Raw genomic sequence first — 1,338 nt, 5'->3', positions numbered from 1 at the left:
CCAAGCGACCCGGGACACGGACCGACGTCACTCCAAGAGATTTCCAAACGTGGCAGGTCATCGTTGAACCTCGACACGCCGGAGACAGCCAATTCCTGGTTTCCTACGATCGCAGCCCCGCTGTCGCCGATCTCTATGCAACCAGTGCGGACGGACGCGACAAGCGGCTCGTGGAACAAAACAACGGCTCAACCGAAAGCTGGTTATTGAATGAGGCGCAGGTGCCATGCATTCGCGTCGAGCTGACCGCCTCCGGAATGAGGCGATACCTTCACCGCAGCGATGCCGACAAGCCGTGGCAAGAGATGGCAGCAGTCGAGCCGGATGACACGCTGGTCATCTGGCGTACGGACAGGTCAGGCAATGCCTTCGAGGCGCTTTCCAGCCGTCAGCGGGACAAGATCGCGTTGGTTTCGCTGGACCCGGTTACCGTCAGAGAAACCGTGCTGGTCGAGGACGGCGATGTCGATGTTTCAGACGCGCTGCGCTTTACGCCCACCGAACCGGCTGACGTCGCCGTCATTCGCGACGGCTATCCGCGATACATCGCCCTTTCGGAAAGGGGTACGATCTTCACCGAGCTCGTTCTGGATCGCAACGGGCATGCCGACGTCGAAATCTCAGGCTCTTCGAAGGATGGTGCGCTGCTGGCAGTCGCGATCTCCTACGATGAACGACCCTACCAGCACTATCTTCTAAACTTGGTGGACAAGAGCAAGACGCTCCTTTCCGCGCCGGCGGAAAAGCTCAAATCCTCATTTTCGGGAGTCACGAAGCCTGTTTCCTTCACGGCCGGAGATGGTGAGGAAATACCGGCATTGTTGACGCTTCCGGCTGGCGCGCCTCATCCTGTGCCGACCGTCGTGATGGCTCACGGCGGCCCGGCTCGCCACGACAGCTGGGGTTACAACATCGAGAAGAGTTTTCTCGCAAGCCGCGGATACGGAATCCTGTCGGTCAACTATCGCGGCTCGACCGGCTTCGGGAAGAGATACCAATCTCTGGGCTATCGGCAGTTCGGGCGAAAGATGCAGGACGATATCGCCGATGCCGGGCGATGGCTGCTCGCCCAGGGCATCGCGGACGAAGGCAAGCTTGCGGTCGCCGGCGAAAGCTACGGAGGTTTCATGGCCGCGTTGGCAATGGCCAGCGACGACCGGCTCTTTTCCGCGGCAATCATCGACTACGCGATCCTGGATCTGCCCTACCAGATGCAGAACAACCCGGTCGGCTGGGGGTTGTTCCTGGGCCAGGTCATCCGTTACTTCGGCAATCCTGATGATCCCGGTGATCTCACGCAGATGCAGGAATTCTCGCCGCTCCACAATGTGGAGAAAT

At 59.8% G+C, this 1,338-nt stretch carries 1 protein-coding gene; it reads left to right on the top strand.

What is annotated here, in order from left to right; all coding sequences use genetic code 11:
* Nucleotides 1-221 precede the first annotated feature (221 nt).
* Nucleotides 222-1,338: alpha/beta fold hydrolase (locus tag FY112_RS00290; protein WP_246700571.1), on the top strand; the 1,117-nt coding region annotated here is incomplete at its 3' end.

The sequence above is a fragment of the Rhizobium sp. PEPV16 genome (assembly GCF_008919455.1).
In the GTDB taxonomy this organism is placed as follows: Bacteria; Pseudomonadota; Alphaproteobacteria; order Rhizobiales; family Rhizobiaceae; genus Rhizobium; species Rhizobium leguminosarum_Q.
The sequence above is the reverse complement of the archived record's forward strand: the minus strand, read 5'-3'. Positions and strand labels throughout refer to the sequence as shown.